The 25728-nt window shown below is 59.2% G+C and carries 22 protein-coding genes; 16 read left to right on the plus strand and 6 right to left on the minus strand.

The genetic code is table 11. The features are described from left to right. Nucleotides 1-185: 185 nt before the first annotated feature. Genes CAL20_RS06560 through CAL20_RS06570 form a run of 3 tightly spaced genes read left to right on the plus strand, consistent with a single transcriptional unit; the run spans nucleotide 186 to nucleotide 2506 of the window. The gene (locus CAL20_RS06560) at nucleotides 186-473 is read left to right on the plus strand and encodes an iron uptake protein (RefSeq protein WP_094837471.1); all 288 of its coding nucleotides are present in this window, start codon (nucleotides 186-188) and stop codon (nucleotides 471-473) included. Between the two features lie 34 nt (nucleotides 474-507). After that, nucleotides 508-2187: a PepSY-associated TM helix domain-containing protein gene (locus CAL20_RS06565; protein WP_094837472.1), complete on the plus strand. Its 1680-nt coding sequence runs from the start codon at nucleotides 508-510 to the stop codon at nucleotides 2185-2187. Continuing rightward, nucleotides 2180-2506: a DUF3325 domain-containing protein gene (locus CAL20_RS06570; RefSeq protein ID WP_094837473.1), complete on the plus strand. Its 327-nt coding sequence runs from the start codon at nucleotides 2180-2182 to the stop codon at nucleotides 2504-2506. Before CAL20_RS06565 ends, CAL20_RS06570 begins: the two co-directional genes overlap by 8 nt. Nucleotides 2507-2554: 48 nt before the next feature. Here the strand turns inward: CAL20_RS06570 and CAL20_RS06575 are convergent, their stop codons facing one another. Beyond that, nucleotides 2555-3505 carry a DUF3829 domain-containing protein gene (locus tag CAL20_RS06575; protein ID WP_094837474.1) on the minus strand — a complete coding sequence of 317 codons (951 nt, stop codon included), beginning with the start codon at nucleotides 3503-3505 and terminating at the stop codon, nucleotides 2555-2557. A gap of 502 nt (nucleotides 3506-4007) precedes the next feature. On the opposite strand from CAL20_RS06575, the gene CAL20_RS06580 reads away from it, so the two are divergent. After that, the gene (locus tag CAL20_RS06580) at nucleotides 4008-4409 is read left to right on the plus strand and encodes a DUF4878 domain-containing protein (protein WP_179266627.1); all 402 of its coding nucleotides are present in this window, start codon (nucleotides 4008-4010) and stop codon (nucleotides 4407-4409) included. Then, a complete protein-coding gene (locus CAL20_RS06585; RefSeq protein WP_094837476.1) occupies nucleotides 4406-5014 on the plus strand; it encodes a YiiX/YebB-like N1pC/P60 family cysteine hydrolase in 609 nt (202 codons plus the stop codon). Before CAL20_RS06580 ends, CAL20_RS06585 begins: the two co-directional genes overlap by 4 nt. 380 nt (nucleotides 5015-5394) lie before the next feature. Here the strand turns inward: CAL20_RS06585 and CAL20_RS06590 are convergent, their stop codons facing one another. Next, nucleotides 5395-7242 (minus strand): PhoX family protein, encoded by a 1848-nt coding sequence (locus tag CAL20_RS06590; protein ID WP_094822412.1) that lies wholly within the window; start codon nucleotides 7240-7242, stop codon nucleotides 5395-5397. Nucleotides 7243-7578: 336 nt separating this feature from the next. Here CAL20_RS06590 and CAL20_RS06595 point away from each other — a divergent pair, with 336 nt between their 5' ends. The 3 genes from CAL20_RS06595 to CAL20_RS06605 all read left to right on the plus strand — a co-directional run bounded on the left by CAL20_RS06595 (nucleotide 7579) and on the right by CAL20_RS06605 (nucleotide 12823). Next, nucleotides 7579-9690 (plus strand): hydantoinase/oxoprolinase family protein, encoded by a 2112-nt coding sequence (locus CAL20_RS06595; protein WP_094822411.1) that lies wholly within the window; start codon nucleotides 7579-7581, stop codon nucleotides 9688-9690. A 1-nt stretch (nucleotide 9691) separates the two neighbouring features. Beyond that, the gene (locus CAL20_RS06600; protein WP_094822410.1) at nucleotides 9692-11362 is read left to right on the plus strand and encodes a hydantoinase B/oxoprolinase family protein; all 1671 of its coding nucleotides are present in this window, start codon (nucleotides 9692-9694) and stop codon (nucleotides 11360-11362) included. A gap of 75 nt (nucleotides 11363-11437) precedes the next feature. Beyond that, a complete protein-coding gene (locus tag CAL20_RS06605) occupies nucleotides 11438-12823 on the plus strand; it encodes an MFS transporter (protein WP_094822409.1) in 1386 nt (461 codons plus the stop codon). A gap of 68 nt (nucleotides 12824-12891) precedes the next feature. Here CAL20_RS06605 and CAL20_RS06610 read toward each other — a convergent pair whose 3' ends face one another. Further along, a complete protein-coding gene (locus CAL20_RS06610) occupies nucleotides 12892-13839 on the minus strand; it encodes a LysR substrate-binding domain-containing protein (protein ID WP_176456547.1) in 948 nt (315 codons plus the stop codon). A gap of 375 nt (nucleotides 13840-14214) precedes the next feature. Between CAL20_RS06610 and CAL20_RS06615 the strand changes: the two genes are divergently transcribed. Beyond that, a complete protein-coding gene (locus CAL20_RS06615) occupies nucleotides 14215-14433 on the plus strand; it encodes a dodecin (RefSeq protein ID WP_094822407.1) in 219 nt (72 codons plus the stop codon). Nucleotides 14434-15106: 673 nt separating this feature from the next. Here CAL20_RS06615 and CAL20_RS06620 read toward each other — a convergent pair. Then, nucleotides 15107-15661, minus strand: a complete 555-nt coding sequence (locus CAL20_RS06620) for an NADPH-dependent FMN reductase (protein WP_094822406.1) — start codon at nucleotides 15659-15661, stop codon at nucleotides 15107-15109. 315 nt (nucleotides 15662-15976) lie between these two features. On the opposite strand from CAL20_RS06620, the gene CAL20_RS06625 reads away from it, so the two are divergent. The 6 genes from CAL20_RS06625 to CAL20_RS06650 all read left to right on the plus strand — a co-directional run bounded on the left by CAL20_RS06625 (nucleotide 15977) and on the right by CAL20_RS06650 (nucleotide 22680). After that, on the plus strand, nucleotides 15977-16522 hold the full coding sequence (locus tag CAL20_RS06625) for an antibiotic biosynthesis monooxygenase (RefSeq protein WP_094822405.1): 546 nt from the start codon (nucleotides 15977-15979) through the stop codon (nucleotides 16520-16522). Between the two features lie 175 nt (nucleotides 16523-16697). Next, the gene (locus CAL20_RS06630; RefSeq protein WP_094822404.1) at nucleotides 16698-17996 is read left to right on the plus strand and encodes an imelysin family protein; all 1299 of its coding nucleotides are present in this window, start codon (nucleotides 16698-16700) and stop codon (nucleotides 17994-17996) included. Continuing rightward, nucleotides 17993-19501, plus strand: coding sequence for a di-heme oxidoreductase family protein (locus CAL20_RS06635; protein ID WP_094822403.1), 1509 nt, complete (start codon nucleotides 17993-17995; stop codon nucleotides 19499-19501). The genes CAL20_RS06630 and CAL20_RS06635 overlap by 4 nt, the downstream gene beginning before the upstream one ends. Nucleotides 19502-19521: 20 nt before the next feature. Then, a complete protein-coding gene (locus CAL20_RS06640; RefSeq protein ID WP_094822402.1) occupies nucleotides 19522-20595 on the plus strand; it encodes an imelysin family protein in 1074 nt (357 codons plus the stop codon). Then, nucleotides 20585-21730, plus strand: coding sequence for a DUF1513 domain-containing protein (locus CAL20_RS06645; protein ID WP_176456546.1), 1146 nt, complete (start codon nucleotides 20585-20587; stop codon nucleotides 21728-21730). The genes CAL20_RS06640 and CAL20_RS06645 overlap by 11 nt, the downstream gene beginning before the upstream one ends. Before the next feature lie 113 nt (nucleotides 21731-21843). After that, entirely contained in the window at nucleotides 21844-22680 is an 837-nt protein-coding gene (locus tag CAL20_RS06650; RefSeq protein WP_094822400.1) for a mechanosensitive ion channel family protein, read from the plus strand. On the opposite strand, the gene CAL20_RS06655 is transcribed toward CAL20_RS06650, so the two are convergent. Continuing rightward, entirely contained in the window at nucleotides 22681-23442 is a 762-nt protein-coding gene (locus CAL20_RS06655; RefSeq protein ID WP_094822399.1) for an IclR family transcriptional regulator, read from the minus strand. Nucleotides 23443-23617: 175 nt separating this feature from the next. On the opposite strand from CAL20_RS06655, the gene CAL20_RS06660 reads away from it, so the two are divergent. Next, nucleotides 23618-24610, plus strand: a complete 993-nt coding sequence (locus CAL20_RS06660) for a Bug family tripartite tricarboxylate transporter substrate binding protein (RefSeq protein WP_094837477.1) — start codon at nucleotides 23618-23620, stop codon at nucleotides 24608-24610. Nucleotides 24611-24818: 208 nt separating this feature from the next. On the opposite strand, the gene CAL20_RS06665 is transcribed toward CAL20_RS06660, so the two are convergent. After that, on the minus strand, nucleotides 24819-25610 hold the full coding sequence (locus tag CAL20_RS06665) for an RNA methyltransferase (RefSeq protein WP_094822397.1): 792 nt from the start codon (nucleotides 25608-25610) through the stop codon (nucleotides 24819-24821). Between the last annotated feature and the right edge of the window lie 118 nt (nucleotides 25611-25728).

Here is a 25728-nt window from a genome sequence, read left to right on the forward strand (position 1 = left end):
GCGGGCAGGGGAGATAAAAACCTCTGAATTCTAAACAAGAATCAATCTTATAATCAAAGTTTAAAATTTTCTTTCTTCTATGCGGTTTTGTGTCAATATTGACAGTTAGCTGAAAAAAGAGGGCTGGGCGAGAGCTGCCCAGCGGGCTGGTGACGCGGCATCGGCGCAAGACTCGCGTATCGAATATGACGACAGAACAGATTCACATCGCCGGGCGTATTGGGGCGGCTTTGCTGGGAGGCTATGTCTTCACCTGGGGTGGGATTGCCTTGGGGATGGCCGGCCTGTTTGCGGCAGGGATGGAGTTCCACGACGCCGAACACTTGTGCAACATCCTGGGATTCCTGGTGTTCCTGGTGGTTTTTCTATGGGCGTTTGCCGCCCGCAGCATGCCGCGCGTGTGGCTGGTGCTATTGGGTGGCGGTGGCTTGATGACGGCATCGGCTTCCTTGATTCAGCACATGTTGGTCTGAACCGACGACGATTAAAAAGAGACCGGAGTCTCCTATGTTCCAGAATTTACGTCTCAGCATGGCCTGGTTGCACACCTGGTTCGGGCTCGTGCTGGGGTTTGTGTTGATGATCGTGTTTTTCTTTGGCGCCTTGTCGGTGTTTGACCGCGAGATCGATCGTTGGGCGATCCCGTCCTCGCGTTTCGAGGCGCAACCCATGCCGTCGTTCGATCAGATGCTCAAGCCTGTTTTCGAAACGATGCAGCCCTCGGCCGAACGGATCGATCAACTGCGCAACAAGGTCAATGGTCCTGTTCCCACGCACTTTACGACGCCGTCAGTCTGGGGCGCGTACACCACGCATCGGGATCCTGTGCTGGGCTTGTTCGTCGGCTATGAGGTGCCCAACGCCAAAGAGCACGATACGCGTGTGTTTGCCCTGCGCACCATTGATCCGCGTTCCGGAGCATCCTTGCCGGACGATAGGCTCAAGATCGGCAGCAGCTTTTTCTATCCCATGCACTACAGCCTGACTTTCTATTGGAAGAATGTAGGCTATTGGATCGTAGGGTTGGCGGCGCTGATCATGTTGGCGGCTCTGGTCAGCGGCGTGATCATGCATCGCAAGCTGTTTCGCGAGCTGTTCACTTTCCGACCCAATAAAAACAAGCAGCGCAGCCTGCTGGATCTGCACAATCTCACCGGCGTGGTGGCGTTGCCGTTCCATTTTTTCTTTGCCTTTACCGGCCTGGTGATCTTTGCGGGGATTTATTTTCCCATCACGCATACGCAGTTGGAACCGTTGCATGAGCTGCACGAGCGCCTGGATGCCGAGGAAACGGGACTGCCGCATGACCGGGCCGGCGTTGCTGCGCCGATGGCCTCTGTCGACGCGATGGTGGTCGAGGCGCAACGCCGCTGGGCAGAAAAGGGCATGGCCGGAGAGGTCGGTTTCTTGGCCATGCGGCACGTCGGTGACGCGAATGGCTACGTCAGTATTTATCGCGCAGGCACGGATCGTATTGCCTTGACCGGCGAAGGGATTCACTTCAAGGCGTCCACGGGTGAACTGCTGCGCGAGGACCCGCCGAGCAGTGCGGTCGATAGCGTCAACGAGTTTCTGACGGGTCTGCATTTGCAGCACTTCCGTCATTGGCTGCTGCGGTGGCTGTATGTGTTGGGCGGACTGATGGGATGCGTGTGCATCGCCACGGGCTTTTTATTCTTCGTCGAAAAACGCAAACGGCAACACGCCAAGCAGGGCAGCCAAGGGGCGCGTGTGGTGGATGCACTGGCGGTGACGACAGTGACAGGCATGGTAGTCGCGACATTGGGAATTTTGATTGCCAATCGATTGCTGCCTGATTCCATGGGCGCGGGCTGGCCGGAGCGGCAGGCGATGGAACGCTATATTTTCTGGGGCGTCTGGGCGCTCGCCATGGTGCATGCGTTCTGGCGGTCGGCGCCGGTGGCGCAGGGACGGCTGAATCCGGCGTGGCGTGAGCAATGTCTCGCGGTCGCTGGGCTGGCCGTCGTAGCGGTGTTGCTCAACTGGGCCACGACGGGCGATCACTTGCTGCGCACGTTGAGCGCTGGCTACTGGCCGGTGGCGGGTGTGGATTTGTTTATGCTGGCAGGTGCGATGGTCGCTTTGTTTGCGGCTCGCAAACTGAAGCAGCGCGCGCAACGAGCGCCCGTGTTGCAGCCAGAATCCTCGGGGCCTGCACATGCCTGATAGCGTGACGTTGTTGTTTGCCTTTGTGCTTGCCCTGGCCGGGATGGGGTGGCTGGCGCTGGCGATGGAGGCGCACTGGAAGCAGGTCTATGGCGAGGCGGTGTGCTCGCCTGCATTGGCGCGGCGGCTCCGTTGGCTGGGCGGAGTGTCCCTGCTAGGGGCTTTGCTGCTGTGTCTGGCGGTGGATCACGCGACGATGGCGGCACTGGTCTGGTTCATGACTTTGGCCGCAGCAGCGCTGGTGGTCGCCTTTACGCTGTCTTGGCGCGCGCGTTGGTTGGCGGTATTGCTGCCCGGAATTCGTGCCGAACTGAACTAGACGCGAGCGGGCTCAGATAACTCGAGCCCGCTCGCCCACGCTGTGTGTTTAGCAGCGTTGTTCGTTCAATTTGTTGATCAGATTGTTGAAATCCTGGGCAAAGCTCTGCGCGTCCATTTGCATCGGACCCATGAGCAGGCCTTGGCCGCGCTGGTAGTCTCCGCGGGCGGCGTGCGCAATCGCGTTGCGGCCGCTGCTCAGAAAACTGTTCATTGCCATCGTCATGCTGGAGCAGCCACCGGGCTTGGCTTCAGTCACTTTCTTGTTCCAGCCGTCCACCATTTCAGCGGTCTTGTTCAGGCTTTCCTTGAGCGCGTCCGCGGCTTTCTGCTCGCCCTTCGTTTCAAAGAAGGCATCTGAACGATTGGCGGCCTCCTTGGCGTACACGATCAGGCCGGCGCGGTAATACTCGAGAGTGTCTTTGGGAGCCTTTTCAAAGGCCGTGCGCGTGTTGATCTCATCACGCTTGGCAATCGCCTCAAAGAACGCGTTCTGGGACTTGGCGACCTCGGTCAGTGCGGCGACAAATTCTGCTTCTTTTTCCTGCGCCTTTTTACCATCGTCGGCCAAGAAACCTTTTGATTGCGCGTAGTTGCTCAGCTCGGCATTGATAGGCTCGAGCTTGGCCAAGGCGTCCTTTAATGGCTTGCCGGTTGCGTCGAGCTCAGGCAGGTTGCCGGGCAGGGCCAGTGCCTTGTCCAGTGCCTCGCGGGTGATCTTGATGTTATAGATGCTCACTACCGAATAATTGGCCAGCGGCTTTTTATTCTTGATATCGTCCGCGTAGTATTTCAAGTGATCAGCGAGATCCTTGGCAAACGAATTGCCGTTGGCCGCGTCGATGAACGCGTTGTACTTGATGATGTCCTGTTGCTCGGCGGATACCTGCGCAGTGTCGGATTGTTGGGCGGCCGATTTGTTGTCGTCATTGCAGCCGCTCAGAATCAGCGTGCCGGCAACAAACAGCGCTGCGAACAGGGGTTTCATTTGAAAAGACATATAGACTCCAACACAGTTGCCGGCCTGACGGCAAGCTGCGTCATTGAATGTAGTGGTGGAACGAGACAACCGTCGTATTCAGATATTCGTCAGGAACATTGGCGCGCCGTGGCGCACAGGCGAGAGACCCGCGCAAGAGACCGATGGGGAGACATCAGACAGAGATAGAGCGCTGCTCCGAAGGCAAGGCCTATATTCAGGGCACTGGGCCGGCCATGCGCAATCGGATGGCCGTTGTTTTTGCTGCGAAAAAATATGCATATCGACGGTCAGGCATAACATCGCCTAAAGGCGTTTTGTCAGCCGATGAGGCAGGGCGGGAGTGTACGCCTTAAATAGGGAGGGATCGTCCTGATGACAATAAAAGAACCGCAAAGATACGTTTAGTCATTCGTGTGCATCAAATTGATGCAAGTGCGCGGCCATGAGCGAAGAATTCTGGATATCATTCGGCGCGGTGCGCACGTGTGGTGCGCGTTCTCGTTCATCAAAGGAAAAGAAGATGTTTCCCTCTCGCATATTTTCGGCTTTCTTCATGGCGGTATTCGCTCTGGCCTTGACGGCATGCTCCAGCGGCAAGCCGGAGTCGACAGTAGAAACGTTTTACGAGGCCGCCGCGAAGGGTGACGTAGAGAAAGCCACAGAGCAAATCTCGTTCTCGAGTGTCCCGGCCGCGCAGATGATGGCTGCCAAAGGAAAAGTGCAAATGATCGTGGGCGAAATGCAGGCACGCATTCAAGCGAACGACGGTTTGGACAGCGTAGAGATCCTGGAGTCAAAGATCAACGAAGAGGGGAAACTGGCCACGGTCCGTTCCAAGGTCAAATTCAAGAACGGCAAAGAACAAACCGAAAACCATCGCCTGATCAAAGAAGACGATAGCTGGAAAATCCTGTTGAAATGACCCAGGCCCGTGCGCGTCGGCTGGCCGCCCTGTGTCTCGGCGGCTGGCTGATATGGACACAAGCCTATGCAGATGAAGTGGTGCTGCCCGACGCGGCGCAAGCTGGCGATCTGATTTTTCGCGAGGGCACTGAGTCTGTCAGCGATGCCGTCATGGCGGTGGACGGCGGCCCATTCAGTCATGTGGGGATGCTGATCGGTCAGCCGGGCGATTGGCATGTACTGCATGCAACGCCCTCCGAGGTACCGGGCCGGCCAGACGGCGTCGTGTCCGATACCTTAGCGTTTTTCGTCGACGCCAAGCGCGCAAAGCGCTATGCCATCTATCACGTAGATGCCGACGCAGCGCATCGGACCCGAGCAATCCGGGACGCGCAGACCATGTTAGGCAAGCCCTTTCGCGTGGCAGACCCCACCGGGACATACTGCACAGTATTGGTGTGGAATGCCTGGCGCCAAGCCGGCATAGATCTAGATGTGCCCTTCACCCGATTAAATTTGCCGTTGCTAAACGGCGAATACCTATTGCCCAGTTCATTGCTGGCATCAAAAAAACTGCATCCGCTAACACCACATCACAAAGCCAAAGAATCATCCGCAATGTGAGCACAACGCGAGCCAGGGGCTGCCTTGTACAGGCTGCGCCGGCCCGTTGAGCCCGCCGAGCCAGCTTCATCAGGCGGGGGGAAGTCGGATGGGCATGTTTGAGTGGAGCGCAGCGGAGCGAGTTTGCCCAGCCGCCCCGCCTGATGAAGCTGGCGAAGGGCAGTCTGGTCGCGAAGGCGACCAGACCGGGCGATAGGGCCGGCGCAGCCTGTACAAGGCAGCCCCTGGCGCTTAAGAACCATACGCCGCTTGCAAAAACCCTAACCCCCATGATGAAGACGCCCTCTACTCGAGAGCGAGAGAGGGCGTAAAACTCCACCAGCCAAGAGCTCTGGAGAAGGAGCCGCCCATACAGCAACGACCCCTCCCACCATCATCAATCAGGCGCCGACGGGCTTACCGTCTTCACGCCGCACAACGATGGTAGCCGAGCGTGCATCACCACCTTCTGCGCGCACCGTATTCCACACACCGTTCGGGTGCTGGATGTTGATGAAGAACGCGGTCAGATCATCCGGATAAGCGATACCGGTGATTTCGCAACCAGCTGGGCCCACCAGGAAGCGCTTGGACTCGCCAGTGTTCTGATCGATGTAATACATCGAGTTGTTGCCGAAGCCGGAGGCGCCGGAATCGGTTTGCACCCACAGGCGGCCCTGGGGATCGACGCGAATGCCGTCCGGGCTCGAGAAGGTGTCGCCATTGATGTTGCCGGTGACGTTCTCAGCTTGGCCTTCGGACTTGTCAAAGCCGGCCAACAGCAGCAGATCCCATTGGAAAGTCGTGGCCAGCGGAGAGTCACCCGTTTCCTTCCAGCGCACGATGTGACCGTGCTGGTTTTGCGTGCGGGGGTTGGCTGCGCTGGTACGTTGGCGGCGGCTGTTGTTGGTCAGCGTGCAGTAAATGGTCTTGTCGGTGCCGACGGTGATCCACTCCGGACGGTCCATCAACGTAGCGCCTGCCACGCGTGCAGCGGCCTTGGTGTTGATCAGCACATCGGCTTGTGTCTTGAAGTCGATCAGCGACGACTCGGGCAGCGTGCCCGGGGCAACCTGGGTGTAGTTGCCCGGGTCTACAGCACCCACGGTCAGATTGTTCTTGCCGACCGTCAGCTCGACCCAATTACCCGAGCCGTCATCGTTAAAGCGGGCGGCATACAACGTGCCCTCGTCGAGCAGGCCAAAATTGTTGGCGCGGTTCGACGGATCGTAAGCCTTGCTGGGGACGAACTTATAAATGCAGCCCGGTGTGCCGTCATCGCCCATGTAGAACGCGACACGGTTGTTCTCGTCCAGCATGTAAGCCGTGTTCTCGTGGTCGAAACGGCCCATGGCGGTACGTTTGACAGCGGTGGAGTTCGGGCTATACGGATCGATCTCAACCACCCACCCATAGCCTTCCTCGGCTTGAGAGGGATCCCAATAGTTGTCGGTCGTTTCTTCGCAGGTCAGGTACGTGCCCCAGGGCGTCGGGCCGCTGGCGCAGTTGTTCAAGGTGCCTACCACGGTCGAACCCACCACGGCGGCGGCCGGACCGCTCACGCCATAGACGGTGTTGCCGGTGTAGCGCTTGTTGTAGCTGGAGTTCGTGTTGACCGACCACTTCCCATCGTCGGTACGGGAGATCTCGATCACCGATACGCCGACGTTGGACAAGTTGGTCTGGATTTCGTTGGTGCTCAGGTCCAGCGTTTCGCTGTCGACGTTCTCGTGATTCAGTACCAGCAGGCCGCCCTTGCTTGGGTCGATGCCTTCCAGCGGATAGAAATGCATGCCGTCGTGCTGGCCGCCCGCTTGGTTCTCGGTGACCGGAAAGGACTGGGGTACGCCGGTGTAGCCGATCGAACCGATGGCGCATTTGTCGCCAGCAGAATACAGCACGTCTACCACGTAGCCTTCCGGTACGGTGACCATGTCTGCGGTGATCAGATCGTCCAAGGGCTTGAACGTGACGGAATAATCAGGACCCGGCTCGGGCGTGGGGCCGGGCGTCTCGCCACCGCCGGTATCGCCGCCGCCGGTGCTGTCGTCATCATCATCGCTACCGCTGCCACAGGCAGTCAGCGTCGCACCAAAGACGGATATCAGCGACAAGCCGATACTGTTTCTCAAGAGCGTGCGGCGGGCGGGGTTGGCCGCCACGATGTCCTCGAGCATTTGGCCCGGAACCGTAATCTCACCGCGGGCCTCACGGCTGGGGGCACGCAATTTGTCCGTCAAATATGACATGTAGATCCTCGTAATGTGAGTCGTTTTTCAGTAAAACGTCAGGGAGCGGACGAGAGACTAAGGTGCGTGTATGACGCTGATATGGCTAAAGACAAAAAACATCGTAATTCGACATTTTTTGATCGATGCGCAGTCAAAAAAGCGCCATCTCATTGACATATAGGGCGGTAAGGGTAGTCCCTTAAGGGTAATTGCTGGCCTAGCCTGGCTTGCCCTAATGCGCGTTATTACTTGTTTGTCATCATTGCCCGGCTTGGCCGATGATGGGCATAGCGTGATGTGCCGCAGACCGCGCGGCACATCGCCAGAACCCTTTCATCCGTACATGGGTAATACATGAGCGACAAGAATTTGGCTTGCAGGGCAGGGGTCGACATCGGCGGGACATTCACCGATGTGGCATTGGAACACCAGGGGCGGCTGTATACCGCCAAGGTACTGACCGATTATGAGAAGCCCGAGCGCGCCATCGTGCAGGGCTTGAAATTGGCGATAGAACAAGCAGGGATTGCGCCTGAGGCGATCCAGTCCATCGTGCATGGTACGACGCTCGCGACCAATGCGCTGATCGAGCGGCGGGGCGCCAAGACGGCATTTATTACGAGCGACGGTTTTCGCGATGTCATCGAAATGCGCAACGAGGGCCGTTTCGAGCAGTATGACTTGACGATCCAGTTGCCTGCGCCGTTGATCCCGCGCTGCGATCGTTTTCCGCTCAAAGGGCGTCTGGATGCGTCTGGGCGTGAGCTCGTGCCTCTCGACATGGAAGGCCTGGACCGCATTATCGAGGCGATTCGCGACGGCGGCTTTACCAGTGTGGCGGTGGGCTTGATGCACAGCTATCGCAATGGCGATCATGAGCGTCTGGTGCGTGATCGTCTGCGGCGTGCGTTGCCCGATGTGTCGGTGTCGATTTCGTGCGAGGTCTCGCCGCAGATCCGCGAGTTTGAACGGTTCAACACGGTCTGCGCGAATGCTTATGTGAAGCCGCTGATGTCGTCGTACCTGAATCGCCTGGCTCAGGCGCTGGCGGCAGAGGGGATGGCATGTCCGCTGTACATGATTCATTCGGGGGGCGGTTTGATGTCATTGGCGAGCGCTGCGGAATTTCCGGTGCGCTTGCTGGAATCCGGGCCCGCGGGCGGAGCGATCTACGCCAGCCACGTTGCCGCGAAATACGGTCTGGATCGCGTTTTGTCATTCGATATGGGTGGAACGACGGCCAAGATCTGCCTCATTGAAGACTTGCATCCCAAGACTGCGCGCACGTTCGAGGTGGCGCGCACGTATCGGTTCAAGAAGGGCAGCGGTATGCCGATTTCGATCCCGGTGATCGAAATGGTGGAGATCGGTGCGGGCGGCGGTTCGATTGCCCATGTCGATGATCTGAAGCAGGTCCGGGTCGGCCCGGAGAGCGCGGGTTCCGAGCCGGGGCCAGCCTGCTATGGCCGGGGTGGCGAGCGTCCGACGGTGACGGATGCGGATCTGGTGTTGGCAAAGCTGGACGCCAAGCGGTTTGCGGGTGGTTCTATTACCCTGGACGAGCAGGCATCGCGTCGGGCATTGCAAACGCATGTCGCGGACCCGCTGCAGAGTGTGAACGTGCAAGCCGCCTATGCAGTGGCTGAGATGGTGGACGAGAACATGTCCAACGCCGCACGCATGCATGCGGTCGAGAGCGGCCGTGATCTGAGCGAATACACGATGATCGCCTATGGCGGCGCTGCGCCGCTGCATGCGGTACGGCTGTGCGAAAAGCTCGGCATGGAACGTCTGCTCGTGCCGCCAGGCGCAGGTGTCGGGTCGGCTATCGGCTTTCTGCGTGCGCCTTTCGGCTATGAATCACTGCGCAGCGCGGTCATGCGTTTGAGTCAGTTCGATGCCGGGATTGTGAACGGCATGATTGACGAGATGAATGACGAGGTCGCGAGTTTCCTGCGCGAAACGGGACATGGCGAGGATGCCATTCGCGAGCTGCGGGCGTATATGCGCTATGCCGGCCAGGGCTGGGAAATCCCGGTGGATGCGCCCACGGGGGTGTTGAACGATGCCAGCCTTGAAGTCCTGCGCGCGAATTTCGTTCGGGCCTATACGCAACTGTTTGGCCACGAGGTGGCTGGACTAGACATCGAAGTGGTGAGCTGGGCGCTGTCTTTGCGCACAGAAACGGAAATGCCGGCGCGCATCGAGCCGAGCACGGGCGACCGCGCGGGATCGCGCGAGCAATATCCGCCGATTGATCGGCGTGATGTGTTCGATGCCAAGTCCGGCGATTTTCATGATTGCGCGATCTATGACCGTGCCAGCTTGCCGCGTGCCGTGCGGCTGGATGGGCCGTTGATTGTGACGGAAAAAGAGACCTCGACCTACGTCAGCCCGGACTACAGCTTGATCCTGCAGCAGGACGATAGCTTACTCATCCAACGTCAACAGAAAGAAGGGGTGTGACATGAGCACCAATATCAAAGTCCGCGAACAGATCATGTGGAATCGCCTGATCTCGGTGGTCGAGGAGCAGGCTGCGACGTTGATCCGTACGGCGTTTTGCACCAGCGTGCGCGAGGCAGGCGATCTGTCGGCAGGCGTGTTCGATGCGCAGGGGCGCATGATTGCGCAGGCGGTGACCGGAACGCCGGGGCACGTCAATTCCATGGCGGAGTCTGTCGGCCATTTCGTGGCCAAATTCGGTGAGAATGGCTTGGTGCCAGGTGATGTTCTTGTGACCAACGACCCCTGGATGGGAACCGGGCATTTGCACGATATCACCATGGTGACGCCGGTCTACCGCAAGCCCTCGGCCGAGGCGGCGCCTCGCCTGATCGGCTTTTTTGCCTCCACGGCGCACGTAGTGGATATTGGCGGCCGCGGTTTTGGCCCGGATGCGGGCGATGTATACGAAGAAGGTATACGCATCCCGTTGATGAAGTTCTACAAGGGCGGCGAACTGAATGAGGATCTGGTCGAGATCCTGCGCAATAACGTGCGCGAGCGCGATCAGGTCGTCGGAGATTTCCATTCGCTGGTTGCTTGCAACGACACGGGTCGCCGTCGCCTGGAGGCCATGCTGGATGAGTTCGGGCTGCCCGATCTGACGGAATTAGCGGCGTTTATTTTCGAACACAGCGAGCGCGCCACGCGCGAGTACATTGCGGCGCTGCCTCAAGGCAAGCACAGCTATGAAATGCGTGTCGATGGTTACGAGAGCCCGATTGATCTGCGGGTGACGGTGCAGCCGCAGGGCGGCACCATGTATGCGGATTTTGCGGGCACGTCGGGCACCAGCCGTTACGGTATCAACGTGCCGCTGACCTATACCAAGGCCTATGCATGTTATGCCCTGAAGTGTGCCATCGCCCCAGAGATCCCGAACAACTGGGCGTCGCTGCGTCCGTTCGAAATCACTGCGCCGGCGGGTTGTATTTTGAATGCGCCGTTCCCTGCTCCGGTGGCAGTGCGGCACGTGCTGGGGCATCTGATTCCCGATGTGGTGTTGGGAGCCCTGCAGAGCTATCGCCCGGATTTGATCCCTGCCGAGGGTGCCAGCGCACTATGGAACCTGCAGATGCGATTCCAGGGCGCGCGTGAGCATAATCGCGAATCGCGCCACGAGATGCTGATTTTCAATACGGGCGGCACGGGCGCTCGGCCTAACAGTGACGGGCTGAGTACGACAGCTTTCCCGAGCGGTGTGCATACCATGTCCTCGGAAGTGACGGAGAGCATTGGCCCGATCGTCGTATGGCGCAAGGAACTGCTTCCGGATTCCGGCGGCGCAGGGCGTTGGCGCGGCGGCCTGGGGCAGCGTATCGAGATCGGCGCTCACGAGGGATACCAGTTCACGTTGAATGCGATGTTTGATCGCGTGGCTTTCCCGGCGCGAGGCCATCATGGCGGCAGCAACGGCGGAGCCGGCAAGGTCGCACTGGATGATGGCACGGCATTGCGTGCCAAGGGCAGCCAGTTGATTGCAGAAGGGCAGCGGCTGGTGCTGGACTTGCCCGGTGGCGGCGGTTTTGGCGAGCCGGCCGAGCGGCCTGCCGAACTGGTCAAGCGCGATGTGCACTACGGCTATATCAGCGAGGCCGAGGCGCGCCGCGACTATCCACACGCGTTTGATTGATCGCAGGGCGGGACTGCCGGTGTCTGTGCAGACACCGGCAATGTTCATTCAATATCAATACATGATGGGGAAAAAATGAATACCAATGCAATCAGCGCTGGCCGTCCCGTATCGGGGGAGTTTTCCGATCAGAACGTGCAAGACACTGCGGGCATGACACCGCGTAAAGTCGGCAAGAAAGAGTTGAACCGTGTCGTGCTGGCCTCGGTAGTGGGCAGTTTTGTTGAGTGGTTCGAGTTTTCTGTTTATGGCTATCTGGCCGCAATCCTCGGCAAAGTGTTTTTCCCGGCCAGTGAGCCGGGAGTGCAGTTGATCGCCTCATTGGCGGCGTTCGCCGTCGCGTTTTTTGCACGGCCTTTTGGTGGCTTTCTATTTGGCCCGATCGGCGATCGCTATGGCCGAAAGAACGTGCTGACGGTCACGATTCTGATGATGGCGCTGGCGACATGCGCCATCGGCTTGATCCCGTCGCACGATACGATCGGTATTGCAGCGCCTATATTGCTGGTGGTGATGCGCTTGCTGCAAGGGATCTCGGCGGGCGGCGAGGGCAGTGGCGCTGCTATTTTTGTGGCGGAGTATTGCTCAGACAAACATCGCACAGCCGTGACGAGTTGGGTCGAGGTGGGTTGCATCAGCGGCTTTGCATTTGGCGCCATCATTACGACGGTTCTGACCAGCCTGTTCACGGCAGATCAGATCAATGATTGGGCCTGGCGTGTGCCGTTCCTGTTGGCATTGCCCTTGGGCGCGATTGGCCTGTACATCCGCAACCATCTGGAGGAAACGCCGACCTTTCAAGCGGTGCGGGAAAGCAAGGCCGCGCCTCCCAAAGTCAGCTGGCGGCATTTGTTTGAAACGCATAGGGGCCCGCTGCTGCAGTCTTGCGGCTTGATCATTGTCACCAACATCACCTTGTATACGGTGGTGACGTATATCCCGACGTATTTGATCAGCACCTTGACCATGGCGCCTGCCCAAGGCTTCATGTTGTCGCTCGGACCGCAGATTTTCCTGATTGTGATGATCCCGGTCATGGGATGGCTGGCCGATCGCATCACGCGCAAAGCGACGATGCTGGCAGGCAGCGTGGCGATCCTGGTGTTGGCGATTCCGTGCTTCAGCATGTTGTCGACGGGGGGCTATCTCGAGAAACTGGGCGCCTTGATGGTGATGAATCTGTGCCTGGCTGCCATGCTGGGATGCATCTTTGCCGCCGTGCCTGCATTATTCGCACCTCATGTGCGGTTCACGGGAATGGCGATCAGCTACAACGTGTCGGTGGCGTTGTTTGCGGGCACTGCACCCATGTTGAATGCGTGGCTGATTCAGCGTACGGGCAACCCGATGATGCCGGCCTATTACTTGATGCTGGGGGCGTTGGTCGGTGTGGTGGCGCTGTTGTATAGCCGTGACCGTACCGGCGAGCCCATGCATGGGGATGTGGCGCGTCCGCACTGAATGCGCAGGGGCGATGCCCCTGTCGTAGTGATGACCGCACGGACGATGTCGGTTTTTCTGCGAGTATCTCAGCGCCGCGCGGTGTTCGACGCGCTGGAAACCCGGCGGCATGCCGAGGGATAGCCCACGATGTCTTCTGTGCAAACGTATTCCAACAACCATGCGGTGAACTGCTTGAGCAATGGCGAATGCTTGCGATCGGGTTTGATCAACAGCGTGAAACGGGGCATTTTTTCCGCGGGCAGTTGTTTGAGCAGATCGATGCCATAGGGCGCCACGAGCCGGCCCGCGGCGATTTCTCTGACGGCATCGGCATAGGAGATAAAACCTACGCCGAGGCCCGCGAGGATGGCCTCCATCATTGCCGCGTGGGTATGCAGCAGCATGACTCGCTGCGAGGCACGTTCCTTTACTTGCAGCAGGTCCAGCGTGTCGTCCCAGAGCGAGTTTGCCACCAACGACGTGACCACGCTGTGTTTGAGCAAGTCCGAGGGGCTGTTCAACGGGATCCGTTCCAGCAGGCCGGGCGTGGCGACCAGTACTTTCAAGTCGTCGATCAAGGGCGTTTCGATATAGTCGACGTTGCCGCCGTAATCCCAATGTATGGCCGCATCCATCCCGCGATCATCGAGCTCGATCAAGTCCACACCCACAGCCATACGAAAGTCGATGCCAGGAAACAGCGCGGTGAATTGACCCAGCCGGGGCACCAGGAATTCCGTCGCAAAATACGGGCTGACATACAGATATAACTGCTGCGCCGTGCGAGAGGTCTGGACGGCGCTGACGCCCTGAGAGAACCGATCCAGCCCATCACGCACGTGGTCATACAGCGTATGCGCCGCTTGGGTAGGAGTCAGGCTGCGGATATTGCGTTGGAACAGGGTCTGTTCCAAATGGGCTTCGAGTTGTTTGAGCTGTTGGCTGACGGCTTGCGGGGTGAGACACAGCTCTTCTGCAGCCTGGCGTATCGAGCCGCGGCGCATGATGGCCTCGAAGATACGTAAGGTATTCAAAGGAGGAAGGCGATAACGCATGGTCGCGGATGGGACGCTCTGTGGGGTGCAATACGGAATGAAAGACGTCCCGCTATTACCAGGTCACGTGGAAACCCTCAATCGTAATCCTTTCTGAAGCAGGTCTTGGATCGGCAAGTATTTCTGCTTCGGGTGTCTGCGCGCGGTGATTTCCGTGCGAGTACCTTCGTGCTTTCTGCGTGCTCTTTCAGCAGAGGCTCAGGCATTGCAGTTGCTGACAAACACATTAATAATGAGTTGCAGAGCGCGCCGCCGGTGTTGTGGGGCGATTCTCCATAGCGGGCGGTGGGCAGCGATAGGCGCGTCGTCACGGGGTGACAGAAGCGTGGGACCTTTTCTCTAGGAGGTACAGCAATGTCCAATAGCCATATCTACAAGCAGATCGAGTTGGTGGGATCGTCTACGAAGTCTTCGGACGATGCCATTACGCAGGCGATCGCTCGTGCATCGGAAACGTTGCGCAATCTGGATTGGTTCGAAGTCACTGAAGTGCGCGGCCATATCAAGGATGGCAAAGTTGCGCACTGGCAGGTGAGCCTGAAGATCGGGATGCGTCTGGAACAAGAGCCCTGACGCCGCGTGGGCGCAGCGACGCTGATTGCTGCGCATTTTTTCACCATGCATCGTAAGTGTTTGCGGTGTAAGGATTTTCTTTGCTTGTCCGAAAACTGTTCAGTGGCTTGTCCACATTGTCCGGGGATAAACCCAGGGCGTGTGGATAGTTCAGGTCCGGGTGGGTGTGCAAAACTTCGCGGACCCTGAAATTTTCCGCTCCGGGGTGCGGGCTATTCGCGGGTTAGGCTAAAAAACCGGGCGGAAGCGACGATTGGTCATTTTTTGATCGACGATCGTAAGCCTTTGTCGCGAAAGGCGATTCTCTGCTTGTCAGAAAACTGTTCAGTGGCTTGTCCACATTACGCGGGGATAAGCTCAGGGTGTGTGGATAGTTGAGAAGGCAACCGGCATTGAGATCGATGGAAAAAGAGGGTTTTGCGGTCGTCGATGCCGTTTCTTGGACTTTTATCCATGGAATCGCAGGTCCACGCATTGATTGGGCATTTTTTAAGCAGTGCTTCTAAGTCCTTGTCGTGAAAGATGATTCCCCGCTTGTCAGAAAACTGTTCAGTGGCTTGTCCACATTAGACGGGGATAAGCCTTGGGTGTGTGGATAGAAAAACGGGGGAAAGGTGTGAGCCTTTCCCCCGCTTCTGTTGCCTGCCGGCATATCGTCGGCAGTGATCTCGTCTTATGCCTTGAACTTGTTCACCCAGGCGATATAGCCATCGAGCCAGCCTTGCAGGAATTGGCGGGTGCGTTCGTTGGTGATGGTGTACTGATCGTCGATGAGCCCGGCGGTGTCTTGCAGGAACACCTCAGGGGTGGTGTACACATTGACGCCCTCCGCGGCGAGGATGTTGCGCAGGTGTTGTTGGGCCATGGCCGTGCCCGCAGCGCTGGGCGAGGTGCCCAGCAGGCCGCCGGCTTTGCCGGGCCACGAGTTTTGTCCCCAGGGACGGGAGCCCCAGTCGATCGCGTTTTTCAGGGCTGCAGGTATCGAGCGATTGTGCTCCGGGGTGACGAATAGCAGGCCATCGGCCTCGGCGATCAAGGCCTTTAGTTTAGCTGCCGGCGCGGGCAGATCCGTCTCAAGATCTTGGTTGAACAGGGGGATGTCACCCAGGCTGGCGTATTCAAACTGGACGTCTGAGGGCGCGAGTTTTTCCAGGGCGCGAGCCAGGCGCAAATTGATAGAGGCGGCCCGCAGGCTGCCCACGAAAACCGCGATCTTGGTGTTGCTCATTGCACTTGCTCCAGACGAGGGGAAAGCGCCTAGTGTAGACCTCGGTCTTTGCTGCCTCAATACACGGAACCCATATATCGATGGCGATGAAAAGTATGTGGGACGGACAAGTATTGCGCACTGTTTTGGTGCAGGATGCGCTGTTATCTATGCACGTCGGCTTGAATTGGTGCGATGCAGCAATAACGCGGGACGGTTCAGATGGTTTTCCCCCGGGAAGCGAGAAGCCCGCTAATTGGCATGCCGTTTGCTAGGGTAAGTACTAAGAGGCCGGACTCGTTCGACACCGGCCCGCAAGCAACCAGGAGTTTTCGTATGTCCGCTCATGTTCCCGCACCTGTCACTATGCTGGTGACCCGCCACATTTCTCCCGAACGTTATGGGGATTTTCTGACTTGGATGCGCCAGGGTGAAATCCTGGCAGCAGGCTTTCCAGGTTTCTTGGGCTCGGGGGTGTTGCAGCCTCCCGAAGGGGGCGATCAGTATCAGATCGTCCTGCGCTTTGTCGATGCCGCGAGTCTGGCCCGTTGGGAAAACTCGTTGCCGCGCCGGATGTGGCTCGAGCGCGGCGCAAGCCTGGTGCGTACGAGCCGGGTGCATCGTGTCAGCGGCATGGACACCTGGTTTGGCGCGGCGCGCACGGCGCCGCCTCGTTGGAAGCAGGCTGTCAGCATCTGGCTGGCGTATTTTCCGATGCTGTTGCTGTTCAGTTTGCTGCTGAATGAGCAGTTGAGCGCCTTGCCGATATTCTGGCGCGTGTTGGTCACGACGGTTTGCATGACGCCGGTGCTGTCTTTTATTTGTATTCCAGTTATTACCCGCCTGTTGCGCGGATGGTTGCAACCGTCTGCCAGAAATTAATCGTGGGGCGAGGTAGTTGACCGGAGTTGGCCGCTGATTCTTACATTTAGGATAAAGAACACTGACACTAGACTGAACATTAAACGAAAATTGTTTACACTTGCGTTATCTCATCCGATTTCTAAGAAAGCGCGGCCACGCGGGGCGCGCTTTTTCAACAAAGGAGATTGTTCCGATGCGCAAGTTGCTCTATGGCGCGCTGCTGATGGCCGCCCTGACGGGAGGCGCCGCCCAGGCGGCTGCCGAACCCAAGGCGGTGGTGAAAACCTATTCTGACATCGCGTTGGCGGGTTATGAGGATTCGCTGACTACAGCACAGGCCTTGCGCACGGCAATTGATGCCCTGGTCGCCAAGCCCAGCGCCGAGACGCTGAAGGCCGCGCGTACCGCGTGGTTGGCGGCACGTGTGCCTTACCAGCAAACGGAGGCGTTCCGCTTCGGCAATCCTATTGTGGACGATTGGGAAGGCAGCGTGAATGCCTGGCCGCTGGACGAGGGCCTGATCGATTACGTGGACGCGTCGTACGGCACAGAAAACGACGAGAACGCGTTCTATGCGGTCAATGTGATTGCCAACTCGAAGATCAATGTGGGCGGCAAGACCATCGACGCCAGCAAGATCACCCCTGAGCTGTTGTCCAAAACGCTGCACGAGGCCGATGGTAACGAGGCCAATGTGGCGACGGGCTATCACGCGATTGAATTCTTGTTGTGGGGGCAGGATCTGAACGGCACCGGCGCGGCGCCAGCCGATCGTACCGGCACACCGCAGGAACGCCACTCGGGCAACCGTCCGCACACGGACTTTGATCCCGCCAACTGCACGGGCGGCAATTGCGAGCGCCGTATCGCGTATCTCAAGGCGGTGACTGATCTGCTCGTCTCCGACCTGGAGGACATGGTCGCTAATTGGAAATCCGACGGCGCTGCACGCAAGGCTGTCGAAGAAGATCCCAAGGCCGGCTTGATCGCCATGATGACGGGGCTGGGCAGCCTGTCGTACGGCGAGCTGGCAGGCGAACGCATGAAGCTGGGTCTGATGCTGAACGATCCCGAAGAAGAGCACGACTGCTTCTCGGACAACACGCATAACTCGCACTATTACAACCAGATCGGTATCCGCAACGTGTATCTGGGCGACTACCAGCGCACGGACGGCAAGACGGTCAAGGGCGCGAGCCTGTCTGATCTCGTCAAGGCGCGTGATGCCAAGCTGGACGCAGAAATGCGCGCCAAGCTGGATGCGACGGTCGCGGCAATGCAGGCCATGCGGGATCGTGCAGAAAAAGTCGAGACCTATGATCAGATGATCGCGTCGGGCAATGCCGAGGGCAATGCGGTGGTGCAGAAAGCCATCGACAGCCTGATCGATCAGACGCGCAGCCTGGAGCGGGTGATTGCTGCCCTGGAATTGGGCGACGTCGCATTGGAAGGCTCGGATAGTCTGGACAAGCCGGAAGCCGTATTTCAGTGAACAAGCTCGCTGTTGCAATACTGACGGCGCTGGCGGCAGCCAGCGCCGTTGCTGCCTCTGATGGACGGGATGATCTGACAGAGGAGGACCGTGCGCGGGTGGCCAAGGTCACCGCGCCGACGCGCGATTTTTCTGCGCCGGAGTCATTCGAGACACTGCCTGCAGGGGCCGGGACCACGCGCAAGATGATCAATGCAGACATTTTTTCGCATCCGTCTGCCAATTTGACGTTCGAGGGACGCCAGGAATTTCTGGTGGGCAATGGCTTGTTCCGCAAGGACTGGGTCTCGTCGCCGTCGTCGACGCAAGCCTCAGATGGCCTGGGGCCTTTGTTCAACGCACGTTCGTGCCAGGCCTGTCACACCAAGGATGGCCGAGGTACGGTGCCCGGTTTTGATCCGCTTGAACGCTCGGATACTGTGGCTTTGTTGCTGCGCTTGTCGGTGCCAGCGACGACGGATGAGCAGCGCCAGCAATTGGCGTCGGGCCATCTGCCCTTTGTGCCTGAACCTGTTTATGGCGTGCAGTTGCAGAATTTCTCGGTAGCCGGATTGCCTTCCGAAGGCAGTCTGGAAATCGAGTATGAACCGGTGACGGTGCAACTGAACGGCGGCGAAACGGCGACGTTGATGAAGCCGACTTACCGCATCGAAAACCTGGGCTATGGCCCCATGCGCAAGGACGTACAAATATCGCCGCGTATCGCCCAGCCCATGATAGGCCTGGGGTTGCTGGAGGCAATTCATCCGGCTGACATTCTGGCCAACGCGGCTGCCGATCATGGCGATGGCATCAGCGGCCGGCCTAATTGGACGCGTGATCGCCGCACCGGCGAGCGTGTGTTGGGACGCTTTAATTGGAAGGCCAGCCAACCGACGGTAGAGCAGCAAAGCGCGGCGGCATTCTCGAATGACATGGGCTTGTCTACGCCGTTGTTCCCCAGTCATTATGGCGAGTGCACCAAGGCTCAATCTGCGTGCTTCGATATGCCGCACGGTGCACAACCGCATCTGGGCGAACACGAAGTCCCCGCCGAGCTGATGGATTTCGTGACGACGTATTCCGTGAACCTGGCTGTGCCGCAGCGGCGTGATGTGGATGACGCGCGGGTGCTGGCCGGGAAAAAATTGTTTTACGAGGCGAATTGCGTTGCGTGTCACGTGCCGAAGTATGTGACGCGGCGAGATGCCGCGCGCGAGGAGCATCGCTTTCAGCTGATCTGGCCGTATACCGACATGTTGCTGCATGACATGGGCGAGGGATTGGCTGACCAGGTCTCCGAAGATGAGGCCAGCGGCAGCGAATGGCGCACGCCGCCCTTGTGGGGCATAGGCCTGACGCGCACGGTGAATCCCAATGCAACGTGGTTGCACGATGGGCGTGCGCGGTCGCTGTTGGAGGCGGTGCTGTGGCACGGGGGCGAAGCCCAGGCTGCGCGTGACCGCGTCGTCGCGATGACGCCGGAGGAACGGGCAGACCTGATTCGATTCCTGGAGTCGCTGTGAGCGATCCGATAGGAGTAAGTATGTTGAAGACGAAGCAATGGATGTCGGCCGCTGTCATGGTGATTGCGCCCTGGCTGGCCTTGGCACAGGCGCCCAGCGACTTGGGCAAGCGCCTGGCCGACGGTTATGCGCGGCCTGCCGTCGCCAAACTGGCCGAGCAGGCCGATCATTTGCAGCAGGCTTTGAAGACCTGGTGCGATAGCAGCGGACAAGCCGATGTGAAAGGCGTACAGCAGGCTTTTGCTGGGACGATGCAGGCCTGGGCTGGCGTGGAGTTTTTGCGTTTCGGTCCGTTGGTGCAGGGCAACCGCTATGAGAAATTGGCATTCTGGCCCGACACCCGCGGGGTGATGCAGCGTCAGGTCCGCGCGTTGTTGGCTGCGGCCGATCCTGCTGCGGTGGCGCCGGGGGCACTGGCCTCGCGCAGCGTGGCGATGCAAGGTTTGCCTGCATTGGAATATGTGTTGTACGACACGCCAGGCTTGGTGAAATCTGCGCCGGGCAAAGACACGCCCTATGCGTGCAGCTACGCCGTGGCCGTGGCGGGTAATGTCGCGGCGGTGTCGGACGAGTTGCAGCAGGCCTGGAGCCCCGAGGGTGAATTCGGGCGGCAATTTACTGCGCCTGCTGCGGGCAATGACTTGTATCGCACTCAACAAGAGGTCGCGGCCGAGGCCATCAAAGCATTGTCGACAGGTCTGCAATTTGCGCGCGACGTCAAATTGTTGCCTGTGTTGGGCGACTCCGCGCAGGCAGCCCGCGCGCAGCGTGCCGCATTCTGGCGCAGCGGGTCGACTGTACCGATGTTGGCGGCAAGCATAAAAGGGATGCGTGCGTTTTACGACGCGGGCGGCTATCGCTATCCCAAGGGCGAAGAATGGATCGGGGCCTCGTTGACCGGTGAACTCGATCGCGCCGCTGAGGTGTTGGATAAGGTGAACGAACCACTGCAGCAATTGTTGGCCGACGAGGCGGGATGGCAACGCTTGGCATTGGTGGGTTTGATCCTGAAAAACGCCAAGGACATTGTGGATCAGAATTTTGCGCCTGCCATGGGCGTCACGATTGGATTCAATGCGCTCGATGGAGATTGATCGCCGCCGCTTTTTGGCCTTGACTGCGCTGGCTGGTCTGTCGCCTGCGGTATTACGTGCTGCGACGGGCTTGCCAGAGGACGTGGCCAGCCGTACAGACCCTTTGACCGCTGCCGAGGGGCCGCTGTATGTGGCCGCGCGCAAGGCTCATGGTCGTTATGAGGCCGTTGTATTAGACGTGCAGGGCCGTGACCAACTGGTGGTGCCCATGCCCGCTCGTGGCCACAGTTTTGCGTTGGATCCTGCTAGAGGGCGTGCTGTGGTGTTCGGTCGCCAGCCGGGATTTTTCGCGGTCGCTTTTCGTATCGACGGTTCCCGGTCTCCCGTCGCATTGAAGGCCGTGAGCGAGCGCCATTTTTTCGGTCACGGTGTCTATCTACCCGACGGCAAACGCATGGTGGCAACAGAGAACGCCTACGAAGCGGGCAAGGGTGTTCTGGGTATTTACGATGCGTCGGAGGGCGGAGACTATCGCCGCATTGGTGAGTTTGAAACCGGCGGCATTGGCCCTCATGAGGTCGTCCTGCTGCCAGACGGCAAGACGCTTTGTGTGGCCAATGGCGGCATTCTGACGCACCCGGATTACGGCAAGCTGGAACTGAATCTGGATACGATGCGCCCGTCGTTGGCGTATATCGATGCGAACGATGGACGCTTGATCGAGCGTGTCGAGTTGACACAGGATCTGCACCGTTTGTCGATTCGTCATCTGGCCTTGGCGGCTGACGGGACCGTGTGGTTCGGCTGCCAGCACATGGGGCCTGCCAGCGAGCGGCCTGCGCTGGTGGGAAGGCATCGCAGGGGGCACGAGCCGGAGTTGTTTGCCGGCCCAGAAGACGTGCTGCGTGATTGCCGCAATTACATCGGTTCTGTTGCCGCAGATCCGGCAGGGGGCGTGATCGCGACCAGCAGTCCTGTGGGGAATCAGGTGCTGTACTGGGACGCTGCCAGCGGTCGCATGCTTGGGACAACGCGCCTGTCGGATGGCTGCGGTGTCGCGCCGTTGGCGCCGGGACGCTTTTTAGTCAATAGCGGAATGGGCGCGCTGGTGCAGGCAGGTCCTGCGGCATCGGCGCAATCCATTCTGACGCCGTCTTCAGGTCTGTCTTGGGATAATCATTTCCGTCGTTTGTGACGGAACCGAACAATACTCGGCACGGTCACCGTGATTTGATACAGTTTCCGGCTGTTTAATTATTCAGCGTACAACTAATGTTGTGCGCTTAATTTTGACCTGTTGGAAAAGACATGCAAGAGTATTTGGTGAATCTGGAAGCCATCATGCCGCGATTGGCCGACGGCGCGGTCAATGTCGCCATGGCCCTGGTGATATTGATCCTTGGCTGGTGGGTATCGTCGTTGCTAGGCCGCTGGGTGCGACGCGCGGCAACGCGATCGCCGCGTATCGATGCGACGATCGTGCCGATGTTCTACAGCGTCGTGGTGTGGACCGTACGTATCTTTACGCTTATCGCCGTGTTGGCGCGCTTTGGCGTGCAAACGGCTAGTTTGATTGCGGTGTTGGGCGCGGCCGGCTTGGCGGTAGGGCTGGCATTGCAGAATACGCTGCAGAACATTGCGGCGGGCATCATGCTGTTGATTTTGCGCCCGTTGCGTACTGGTGAATATGTTGCGTTGAGCACCGGCACCGAAGGAACCGTCGAGGAAGTCGGCCTGTTCTTGTGCCGCCTGGTGCAGGCCGATGGTATTCACATCACGCTGCCCAATAGCGTAGTCTGGGGCGCGACCATCACCAATTACAGCCGCAATGTGACGCGCCGTCTGGATCTGCCTGTCACGATCCACTATAGCGACGACCTGGATGCGGCGATCACGAGTTTGACCCAGATCGTCGAGTCGCACCCGTTGGTGTTGAAAGATCCTGCACCGCTGGTCAAGGTAAGCGAATACAAAGATAACGGGACGGTGATCAATATCCGCATGTGGTGCGCAGCCGCGCAATACTGGGATCTGCGTTGGGGGTTGTTTCACCAGATCCGTCAGACGCTGGCGTCTTCGGGGTTCAAGGCCCCGATCCCCGTACGCGAGATTCAGGGCCAGCCCAAAGACGATTTGGCCGCCTGATCACGTGCTGCGCAGCGAGAGCCGGGCGAGTTCCGCATGGATCCAGCCCGCGATTTCTCGCTGCCGTGGCGCAGGCATGCGGTCAATGATGGCAGTCACGCTGATCGCCAGAATGGGCGCTCCTTGCGGGTCCAGCAGGGCGCAGCCTACGCCCAGCGCACCGCGCACGGCATGGTTGCCGACGACGGCATAACCGCGCGCGCGCGTGTTCTCGATCAATCGCAGCATCTCGTGCGGCGTCATGCCGCCATATTCATCCAGGTATCCGGAGTTGCGCTCGACGATGCTGTGTGCGACAGCGTCGGGCAGGGCGGCCAGAATCGCCATCCCCCCCGAGCCGACACCCAGCGGTTGGCGCTTGCCGGCATAAGTGGCCAGGATCTGCACGGGATAGCCGCCGATTTCCCGATGCAGGCTGACCGACTCGTCGCCTTCGCGCACCACGAGGAACACGGCGTCTCCGGTGCGCTCGGCCAGGCGTTTCAGGCTCGGCAGCGTCTGACTGATGCGGGGGTCAGGCGTCACCGTATCCGCGGTCGTCGCCCATTGTGCCCGGTATTTTTTGGTGCCGGGCACGGGTAATACCAGGCCAGCGTCTAACAACGCCGCAAGTAGACGGTAAATCGTCGGGCGCTGGATGCCCGTCAGGCGGGCAAGGTCGGTAATGCTCAAGCCGCCTGCGCCGTGGTCGCGCAGAGTGGCCAGTACCGTCAGGCCACGGCGCAGGGTGCGCGGGCCGGAAGAGCTCTCAGAAATCGACATGCTGCACTCGAACTTGTAACTAATAACGATGCGAGCAGCCTTCGTAAAGCGGCGCCCTGCAAAATCGTCCGTGGTGTGGACTCTACCTTGCCGGAACGACGTTGACTAGTAGAAAATTCGGTCGGTATTACCAACCATAACGTCCGTACTATGGACACTTCACAGGAGACACGACATGACCACAGGTCAAAAGCCCCGTTTTCTTCGCCATGCCGCGTCGCTGCTTGCCGGTGTTCTGGGATCGATGGCGATTGCCGCCAGTGCCCAGGCTGCCTACCCAGACAAGCCCGTGCACATTGTTGTAGGTTTTTCGGCGGGTGGCACGACTGACGTGATCGCTCGCATCATGGCCAAGGAGCTGACGCAGACATTGGGTCAATCCTTTGTTGTAGAAAACAAGCCCGGCGCCGGCAGCAACATCGCAACTGATTACGTAAAACGTGCGGACCCCGACGGTTACACGCTGTTGTTCGTCGCCGTGACCAGCGCCATCAACCAGACGCTCTACCGCAACGTTTCGTTCGATCTGACCAAGGACTTCGTCCCCGTCGCATTGGGTGCCAAGGTCCCGAACATTCTGGTCCTGAACCCGAATGTGCCGGTGAAGTCGGTGCAAGAACTGGTGGACTATGCCAAGGCGAATCCCGGCAAGCTGGCGTTCGCCTCATCGGGCAGCGGCACGTCGATTCACATGGCAGGCGAGCTGTTCAAGATGCGTACCGGCATTGACGTATTACACGTGCCCTACAAAGGCAGCGCGCCAGCGGTGACCGATCTGATCGGCGGCCAGGTGCAATTCATGTTCGATAACATGCCGTCTTCTTGGCCGCATGTGAAAGGCGGCAAGTTGAAAGCGTTGGCCGTGACTACGGCCAAGCGTTCGCCCTCGGCTCCCGATCTGCCCACGATGCAGGAATTGGGCTTTGACAAGTTCGACGTGTCGTCGTGGTTCGGTTTGATCGCGCCGGCCGGCACGCCGCCGGAGGTCATCGAAAAGCTCAACGCCGCCATCGTCAAGGCGCAAGACAATCCCGAAGTGCAAAAGGCGTTTGAGGGCCTGGGCGCTGTGGGTGAAAAGACGACTCCTGCTCAGTTCGGCGCTTTCATCAAGTCGGAAGTCGAAAACTGGGCGCCGGTGGTCAAGGCTTCGGGCGCGCAGGTCGACTGAGGGGGATAGGTCCGGGCGAATCTTTGACCCGGACAGCCCATAGGGCGGCAAGGAGGCAACGTAGATATCGCGTTTCCTTGCACGCTCTCGGCACGGAACGGCGATCAGGCGGGCTGTGGCCCGCCCGATTGTTTGTGGCGGGTGAATATGATGCAGGGCGTGGGGTGTTTGCCGAGGCGCGAGCACCTCAAGCGGAGATAGCAGAGAGCTATTTCTGCTTATCCCCGACGATCTTTGTTTTACGCAGCATCGCTGTGCACACCCCTCGCAGCATATCGACTTCGTCGCGGGTCAGGCCACTGCGGCTGAACAAGTGCCGCATGCGCGGCATCAGTTTTTTGGGGTGGGCTGGGTCGAGAAACTCGATCTGGATCAAGGCTTCTTCCCAGTGTTTCAGAAATGCCAGCACGGCCTCGCTGGGGGCAGGCGCCGCGCCCGGGTCGGCCTGTTGGGCCGTCGAGGCGGGCAACATGGCCGCGCCGGCTGCCTTGAGCAAGGCATATCTCAGTTCCCACGCGCCCAGTTGCAGGGCCTGGGCGACGTTCAGTGAACTGTATTCCGGGTTGGCGGGGATATGGCAAATGCGATGGCACAATGCGATCTGCGCGTTGGTCAGGCCCGCCCGCTCGGTGCCCAGCACGATGGCGGTGTCGCCGGATTCCGCGTTGGCCAGGTGATCGCTGGCCAGCTCTGCCGCCTGACGGATGTCGCAGGGCGGAGGCCCCAGGTCGCGCACCCGCGCCGTCAGGGCAAATGCCAGAGTGACCGGCGCCAGGGCTTCTTCCAGGGTGGCGCAGACGCGGGCGTGTTCGAGGACGTCGACGGCGCCGCTGGCCAGGGCGATGGCCTCGGGTTGCGTGGTCATATCGGGAAATTTGGGCTCGACCAGGACCAGATTCTGAAAGCCCATCGTCTTGATGGCGCGTGCCGCCGACCCGACGTTTCCGGGGTGGCTGGGCTGTACCATGATGAACTGAACGCGTGAAAATGCTTGAGTCATTTAAAATACCCGGTTTGGCCTAGTGCCATCCTGATTTTTTCGGGGCTTTGCCGCGCGATTGCGGCAGGGCCGCCCCATGTTGTCGCTCAAGGGGAACCGGCTGGTGAAACCCGGCATT

Source organism: Bordetella genomosp. 4 (assembly GCF_002261185.1).
Classification (GTDB): domain Bacteria; phylum Pseudomonadota; class Gammaproteobacteria; order Burkholderiales; family Burkholderiaceae_B; genus Bordetella_A.